Origin of the sequence: Pseudomonas sp. GM33 (assembly GCF_000282295.1) — a bacterium.
Classification (GTDB): Bacteria; Pseudomonadota; Gammaproteobacteria; order Pseudomonadales; family Pseudomonadaceae; genus Aquipseudomonas; species Aquipseudomonas laurylsulfatiphila.
Window position 1 is genome coordinate 59,664 of the sequence record NZ_AKJO01000152.1, and the last position, 7,252, is coordinate 66,915.

The following is a 7,252-nucleotide window of genomic DNA, read 5'->3' on the forward strand; positions in this document are numbered from 1 at the left end:
GGTGCCGATGGCGGATAAGAACAGCAGGGCTCAGTTCTGCTCGCTCTGGGGCGTCACGCGCAGAACCTCCTCGATGGTCGTCAGTCCGGCGGCGACCTTTTGCGCCCCCGACAGCCGCAGGCTGCGCATGCCTTCCTTGAATGCCTGGCGTCGCACGGCCAGCAGATCGGTATCGGGACTGATCAACGCCTTGATGCCATCACTGAGTTGCATGATTTCGTAGACCCCGGCACGGCCGCGATAACCGGTGTCGCGACATTCCACGCAACCGACGGCACGCTGGGCATTGCCTGGCAGCGGGGCCTGCCAGGGGCGGGTCAGGGTTTGCCAGTCATCTTCGCCCAGCGTCAGCGGTGCCTTGCAGTGCGGACACAGGGTTCGCACCAGTCGCTGGGCCATGACGCCAAGCACCGTGGCCTTGATCAGGTAATGCGGCACGCCGAGTTCCAGCAGGCGGCTGATGGCGCCGGGCGCATCGTTGGTGTGCAGGGTCGACAGCACCAGGTGCCCGGTGAGCGCCGCCTGGATCGCCATCTCCGCGGTTTCGAGGTCGCGGATCTCGCCGATCATGATGATGTCCGGGTCTTGTCGCATCAGCGCACGCACGCCGGCGGCGAAGGTCAGGTCGATGTTGTGCTGGACCTGCATCTGGTTGAAGGCCGGCTCGACCATTTCAATCGGGTCTTCGATGGTGCAGAGGTTGACCTCCGGCGTCGCCAGTTTTTTCAGGGTGGTGTAGAGGGTGGTGGTCTTGCCCGACCCCGTCGGCCCGGTGACGAGGATGATGCCGTGGGGCTGGCGGGTCATGTCCTGCCAGCGGCGCAGGTCGTCGGTGGAGAAACCGAGCTGGTCGAAATCCTTGAGCAGGACGTCCGGGTCGAAGATCCGCATGACCATTTTTTCGCCGAAGGCGGTGGGCAGTGTCGACAAACGCAATTCAACTTCGCCGCCGTCCGGGGTCTTGGTTTTCACCCGGCCGTCCTGGGGTTTGCGTTTCTCCGCGACGTTCATGCGCCCCAGGGTTTTCAGGCGACTGACGATAGCCATGGTGACCTGGGGCGGGAATTGGTAGACGTTGTGCAGCACGCCGTCGATGCGAAAGCGCACTGTGCCTTGCTCGCGACGGGGCTCGATGTGGATGTCGCTGGCGCGTTGCTGGAACGCGTACTGGAACAGCCAGTCGACGATGTTGACGATGTGTGCGTCGTTGGCGTCCGGCTCCTGGTCGCTGGCGCCGAGGTTGAGCAACTGTTCGAAATTGCCGAGGGTGCTGACGTGCGGGTCGGTGCTGTTGGCCCCGCTCACCGATTTGGCCAAGCGGAAAAATTCGACGCTGAAGCGCTGGATGTCCACAGGGTTGGCCACCACGCGCTTGATCGGCAATTTGAGCACGTGGGTCAGGTCCGCCTCCCAGCCGCTGACATAAGGCTGGGCGCTGGCCACGGTCACCGCTTCACGGTCGATCGCTACCGCGAGGATCTTGTGACGCTGGGCGAAGGCATAGGACATCAGCGGGGTCACGGCCGCGACGTTGATTTTCAACGGATCGATGCGCAGATAAGGCTGTCCGGCCTGCCGGGACAGCCACAGGGTCAGGCTTTCCAGGTCCAGCAGTTTGCCGGGGCGGCTGAGGTCGCCCAACTGTTGGCTGGCAATGAACTCCAGCGGATGCATTTGGCCATGGGTAGCGTTGCGGCGGCGGGCATTGAGCGCGTGTTCGGCCGAATCCTGGCTGATAAAGCCCTGCGCGACCAGTTCGCGCAGCACATCATTGAGATCCAGCCAGCGGTCCTGAAAGGCGAGTTGTACGGACATGCGGGCTCCTTTTGAACGACAGTGCGCAAAGGATAGCCGTGGCCCGGCTGACCGCTGGGCCACTACCCGACGAAGCCGTTTCGGCGTTTTTCAGCCCGCCGCCTGTACCGTTTCGGCCCAGGCTGAGTCAGCTTTCTGCAGCTCTACCGAGCAGACGCAGATCAGGTTACGAAGTTTTTCCGCTATCACTTGCGCCCGGTGCCAGCTCAAACCGTCGATGACGATCCCGATGGTCAGCCAGTCGTCCTGGCGCTGCACGTTGACCTGTTTCGGCGTGAGCAATTGCAAGGCGAACAGATTGAGGGCGCGACACAGCAGGTCTGGTTCGGCCTCGGCGAGCATTTGATAGTGAACACGGCAATGGGCATTGCTTACGCTCCAGACATCGGCGCGGGCAGGTGGGGTGTTCACGGCTTCGAGATACGGCATGGTCAGGCTCCAGAAATTCTGGAGAAATATTTACATCATGAGCCGGGTATTTCTTCTCTATGATTGGCCAGATGGCAGGAATGCAGACTTAATCAATTCACATATTGAGAGATTAAAGGTTTTTTTATGCACAGCGAACTGGACAGCTACGACCGCAAGATCCTCGCCTTGCTGCAAGAGGACGCTTCGCTCTCCAGCGCGCAGATCGCCGAGCAGGTGGGGCTCTCGCAATCGCCTTGCTGGCGGCGGATCCAGCGGATGAAAGAGGAGGGCATCATTCGCGGCCAGGTGACCTTGCTCGACCGCAAGAAAATCGGCCTCAACACGCAGATCTTCGCGGAGGTGAAACTTAATGCCCACGGGCGTTCGAACTTCACCGAGTTCACCGAGGCGATTCGCGGCTTTCCGGAGGTGCTGGAGTGTTACGTGCTGATGGGGGCGGTGGATTTTCTGCTGCGGATTGTCACGGCGGACATCGAGGCGTACGAGCGCTTCTTCTTCGAGAAGCTGTCGATGGTGCCGGGGATTCAGGAGGTCAACTCGATCGTGGCGTTGTCGGAGATCAAGTCGACTACCAGTTTGCCGGTCTGAATTTTGTGGTGAGTCTGCTGGCCTCATCGCGAGCAAGCTCGCTCCCACAGGGGAAATGCGTACACCACAACCCTTGTGGGAGCGGGCTTGCTCGCGAAGGCGGTATTACAGGCGCAGCAACATTTTCCAGGCACGGTTCTGATACACCGCAATCGCCTGTTGCTTGCGCGCATCCAGGACTTCGTCGGTGATCGATTCGTTGGCCAGTTGCGCCAGTTTGTTCAGCTCGCCGTACAGGCGATCCATTTCCGGGATCTCCAGCACGTTACGCGCATGGTGCAGCCAGACCTGGATGCGTTCGATGCGCGGCAGTTGCTCGGCCAGGTCTTCCGGTTGTTGCTGGTAGCGTTGCAATTGCAGCGAATTGGCTTCTTCGCCCAGCAGGCGTGGCAACCAGCTGCCCAGTTGCGCAGCGCCCTGGCGATTGCCACGGGTGTTGCGGTCGGCAGCCCAGGTGCGGGCCAGCAGCCAGCGTGAGGTGGTCAGTGAGAACAGGCCCCAGCGCGGGTCTTCGAGTTCTTCAAGGAACTGCTCGGGCGCGGCTTTGCGCACGTCTTCATCGTCCAGGCCGGCCTGGACCAGCGGGCGCCAGTCTTCCAGCAAGGCATCAAGGGCGATGCGCAGATCGTGAGTGGACTGACGTGGTGCGGCTTGACCCAGGCTGCTGATCAGCGCGCGCATTTCGGCCAGGCACTCGACCCAGTCCTGCAACAGGCGCCAGTGACCGTTGAAGCGATACTGCTCGGCCAGGCGCTGGCTGCTGCCGAGCAAGTGCCAACTCAGTGCGGCGAACGCGTCGTCCAGCGGCGTTTCGGCGGTGATCTGCGGCGCCGGCAGGCTCAATGAATAGCTGTGGGCGTCGTACAGGCGATAACCGCGCTCGGCCTTGCTGATATCGCAGGGCATCAGCGCCAGTTTCTCGGCCAGCTCGGCAGCCAGTTCCAGCAATGCGGCCGGCTCGCCTTCGCGCAGTTCCAGCTCGAGCTCGCAGATTTCTTCTTTCTGCTTGCCGACCACGACATGGCCGAGGTCCAGGGCGGCCTCGATGACCACTTTGGTCTTGCCGCGGCCCCAGGCGATTTCCGCGCGCTCGCGGACGAAGTCGGTGGTGAAAATCGGCTTCAGGGTTTTTTTGTCCAGTTCGGCCAGTTCCTCGGGCCAGCATTCGCCGTCGAGTTTCTTCAGGTCGAGCTTGGCTTTGGGCAGGTTCCAGTCGTATTCGTTACGCACCGACAGGCCGGCGATGCTCTGGCCACGGGTCTTGAGGGTCTGGATCACTTCTTCGCCATCCTTGCGCAGGCGCAGGGCGACTTTGGCCTGGGCCAGATCGCGCTCCGGGGTGTCGAAGTATTGATTCATCAACTCACGGCGTTCCCAGCCACTTTTGTTGCGTTTTTTAAGCAAAGGGTGCTCGCGCAGGGCGGCGAGGGTTTCGCGGCTGACGCGGAGTTTGATTTCGGTTTCTTTCTGCATGGCCGGAAAATCCAGGATCGGGAGCGCAGCCGGGGGAATGTGAGGCTGCCAAGGTCGTGCAGTGTACAGGACTCAAGGTTAGTACGCGCCGAGACGGTTTATTCCTGTCATCGGTTGGTTCTATGATGAACCTCAATTCGGGTGCCGGGAGTCAGCGATGCCATTGCCGTCGATGAAAGAACAGTTCGCTGCGCTGATCGCCGCGCCGTCCGTCAGTTGTACCCAACCCAGACTCGATCAAAGCAACCGCCCGGTCATCGATCTGCTGGCGACGTGGCTCGGTGAGCTGGGTTTTACCTGCGAGATCCAGCAGGTCAACCCCGGCAAGTTCAACCTGCTGGCCAGTTTCGGTTCCGGCCCCGGTGGCCTGGTGCTGGCCGGGCACAGCGACACCGTGCCGTTCGACGGTGCGCTGTGGCAAACCGACCCGCTGAAACTGACGGAAGTCGACGGTCGTTGGGTCGGCCTGGGCAGTTGCGACATGAAGGGCTTTTTCGCCCTGGCGATCGAGGCGGTCATCCCGCTGCTCGATCAGCCGTTCAAACAGCCGTTGCTGATTCTCGCCACCTGTGATGAAGAAAGCTCGATGTCCGGTGCCCGCGCGCTGGCCGAAGCGGGGCGGCCGCTGGGGCGGGCGGCGGTGATCGGCGAGCCGACCGGGCTCAAGCCGATCCGCATGCACAAAGGCATCATGATGGAGCGCATCGACATCCTCGGGCAGAGCGGTCACTCTTCAGACCCGCGCCTGGGTCACAGCGCCCTGGAGGCCATGCACGATGCCATCGGCGAACTGCGTGGCCTGCGCTTGTTATGGCAGCGTGAATTCCGCAATCCACAGTTTGGCGTGCCGACCCCAACGATGAACTTCGGCTGCATCCATGGCGGCGACAATCCCAACCGCATCTGCGGCCAGTGTTCGCTGGAATTCGATTTGCGACCGCTGCCCGGCATGGACCCCAAGGTCCTGCGTGCCGAGATCCTGCAGAAGCTCAAGCCGGTTGCCGAGCGGCATCAGGTCAAGATCGATTACGCGCCGTTGTTCCCCGACGTGCCGTCATTCGAGCAGGCCGAGGACGCCGAGCTGGTGCGCCTTGCCGAAAAGCTCACCGGTCACAGCGCCGAAGCAGTGGCATTCGGCACCGAAGCACCTTATCTTCAGCGCCTTGGCTGTGAAACGTTGGTGCTTGGCCCGGGTGATATCGCCTGTGCTCACCAGCCGGGGGAATACCTCGAAATGTCACGTTTGCAGCCTACGGTGCATCTACTAAGGCAACTGATCGAACACTATTGCCTGACACCGGCCAAAACTGCGGCCCTGTAGGAGCGAGCTTGCTCGCGATGAACGCAAGGGCCACGCGTCCATTCAGACAGGTCGCGTAATCGTTGAAGTCCATCGCGAGCAAGCTCGCTCCTACAGGGGCTGTGATTTGCCTGACAAGCCGTATAAATTGCCGATGTCCCAACCCGTATTCATGAGGAGAGCGCGCGTGTCGCCAAGCCTGTTCCGACGATAACCATCAGCCCGCTGTGCGTTTTCAGTTTCGCCCTTTTTTCGGCTGCTATTTATTACAGGCCCAGGTTCATGCCCGAATACGTCAATTGGCTTCGTCACGCTTCGCCTTACATCAACGCCCACCGCGATTGCACCTTTGTCGTCATGTTGCCCGGCGACGGCGTTGAACACCCGAACTTCGGCAATATCGTCCACGACCTGGTGCTGTTGCACAGCCTGGGCGTGCGCCTGGTGCTGGTTCACGGTTCCCGGCCGCAAATCGAAGCGCGCCTCGCGGCCCGTGGCCTGACCCCGCATTACCATCACGGCATGCGTATCACTGATGCCGCGACCCTGGAGTGCGTGATCGACGCGGTCGGCCAGTTGCGCATTGCCATTGAGGCTCGCCTGTCGATGGACATGGCTTCGTCGCCCATGCAGGGCTCGCGCCTGCGGGTGGCCAGCGGCAACCTGGTGACGGCACGGCCGATCGGCGTGCTTGAAGGCGTCGACTATCACCACACCGGCGAAGTGCGCCGGGTCGACCGCAAGGGCATCAACCGTCTGCTGGACGAGCGCTCCATCGTGCTGTTGTCGCCGCTGGGCTATTCACCGACCGGTGAAATTTTCAACCTGGCCTGCGAGGACGTCGCGACTCGCGCGGCCATCGACCTGGGCGCGGACAAACTGCTGCTGTTCGGTGCCGACCTGGGCCTGATCGACGAACACGGGCGCCTGGTGCGCGAGCTGCGTCCGCAGCAAGTGCCGGCGCATCTGCAACGCCTGGGCAGTAACTATCAGGCAGAGTTGCTCGATGCCGCGGCCGAAGCTTGCCGTGGCGGCGTGGCCCGCAGCCATATCGTCAGTTACGCCGAAGACGGTGCGTTGCTGACCGAGCTGTTCACTCGCGACGGTGGCGGCACCCTTGTGGCCCAGGAACAGTTTGAAGTGGTACGCGAAGCGGCTATTGAAGACGTCGGTGGTTTGCTGGATTTGATCAGTCCGCTGGAAGAGCAGGGCATCCTGGTGCGCCGTTCCCGCGAGGTGCTGGAGCGCGAAATCGAACAGTTCAGTGTGGTTGAGCGCGAAGGCATGATCATCGCCTGTGCGGCGCTGTATCAGATCGCCGATTCGGACGCGGGTGAACTCGCGTGTCTGGCGGTGAACCCGGAGTACCGCCATGGCGGTCGCGGCGATGAGCTGCTGGAGCGTATTGAAACCCGCGCCCGGGCTCAGGGATTGAAAACCTTGTTCGTCCTCACCACCCGCACCGCGCACTGGTTCCGCGAGCGTGGTTTCGAACCCAGCAGCGTCGACCGGCTGCCGTCGGCGCGGGCGTCGCTGTACAACTATCAGCGTAATTCGAAGATCTTCGAAAAAGCCCTTTGAGGTTGTAGGAGCTGCCGCAGGCTGCGATCTTTTGATTTTGCTTTTCAAGATCAAAAGATCGCA

The 7,252-nt window shown here is 61.6% G+C and carries 6 protein-coding genes; 3 read left to right on the forward strand and 3 right to left on the reverse strand.

The genetic code is table 11. From position 1 onward, the window contains the following. Positions 1-30: 30 nt before the first annotated feature. Together PMI26_RS04500 and PMI26_RS04495 are read right to left on the reverse strand one after the other, a co-directional pair. The gene (locus tag PMI26_RS04500; protein WP_007978924.1) at positions 31-1,815 is read right to left on the reverse strand and encodes a GspE/PulE family protein; all 1,785 of its coding nucleotides are present in this window, start codon (positions 1,813-1,815) and stop codon (positions 31-33) included. A 90-nt stretch (positions 1,816-1,905) separates the two neighbouring features. Further along, positions 1,906-2,244, reverse strand: coding sequence for a hypothetical protein (locus PMI26_RS04495; protein ID WP_007978925.1), 339 nt, complete (start codon positions 2,242-2,244; stop codon positions 1,906-1,908). Between the two features lie 126 nt (positions 2,245-2,370). On the opposite strand from PMI26_RS04495, the gene PMI26_RS04490 reads away from it, so the two are divergent. Further along, positions 2,371-2,835 (forward strand): Lrp/AsnC family transcriptional regulator, encoded by a 465-nt coding sequence (locus tag PMI26_RS04490; protein ID WP_007978926.1) that lies wholly within the window; start codon positions 2,371-2,373, stop codon positions 2,833-2,835. Positions 2,836-2,940: 105 nt separating this feature from the next. Here the strand turns inward: PMI26_RS04490 and PMI26_RS04485 are convergent, their stop codons facing one another. Further along, positions 2,941-4,308 carry a CYTH domain-containing protein gene (locus tag PMI26_RS04485; RefSeq protein ID WP_007978927.1) on the reverse strand — a complete coding sequence of 456 codons (1,368 nt, stop codon included), beginning with the start codon at positions 4,306-4,308 and terminating at the stop codon, positions 2,941-2,943. A gap of 157 nt (positions 4,309-4,465) precedes the next feature. Here PMI26_RS04485 and argE point away from each other — a divergent pair, with 157 nt between their 5' ends. Both argE and argA read left to right on the forward strand, forming a co-directional pair. Next, on the forward strand, positions 4,466-5,629 hold the full coding sequence (argE, locus tag PMI26_RS04480; protein ID WP_007978928.1) for an acetylornithine deacetylase: 1,164 nt from the start codon (positions 4,466-4,468) through the stop codon (positions 5,627-5,629). A 261-nt stretch (positions 5,630-5,890) separates the two neighbouring features. Further along, positions 5,891-7,189 carry an amino-acid N-acetyltransferase gene (argA, locus tag PMI26_RS04475; RefSeq protein WP_007978929.1) on the forward strand — a complete coding sequence of 433 codons (1,299 nt, stop codon included), beginning with the start codon at positions 5,891-5,893 and terminating at the stop codon, positions 7,187-7,189. The last annotated feature ends 63 nt before the right edge of the window (positions 7,190-7,252 follow it).

Excerpts from the sequence above, each read along its gene's own strand:
- PMI26_RS04490 (WP_007978926.1), top strand. The coding sequence starts at position 2,371 with ATGCACAGCGAACTGGACAGCTACGACCGCAAGATCCTCGCCTTGCTG.
- PMI26_RS04495 (WP_007978925.1), bottom strand. The coding sequence starts at position 2,244 with ATGCCGTATCTCGAAGCCGTGAACACCCCACCTGCCCGCGCCGATGTC.
- argE (WP_007978928.1), top strand. The coding sequence starts at position 4,466 with ATGCCATTGCCGTCGATGAAAGAACAGTTCGCTGCGCTGATCGCCGCG.
- PMI26_RS04500 (WP_007978924.1), bottom strand. The coding sequence starts at position 1,815 with ATGTCCGTACAACTCGCCTTTCAGGACCGCTGGCTGGATCTCAATGAT.
- argA (WP_007978929.1), top strand. The coding sequence starts at position 5,891 with ATGCCCGAATACGTCAATTGGCTTCGTCACGCTTCGCCTTACATCAAC.
- PMI26_RS04485 (WP_007978927.1), bottom strand. The coding sequence starts at position 4,308 with ATGCAGAAAGAAACCGAAATCAAACTCCGCGTCAGCCGCGAAACCCTC.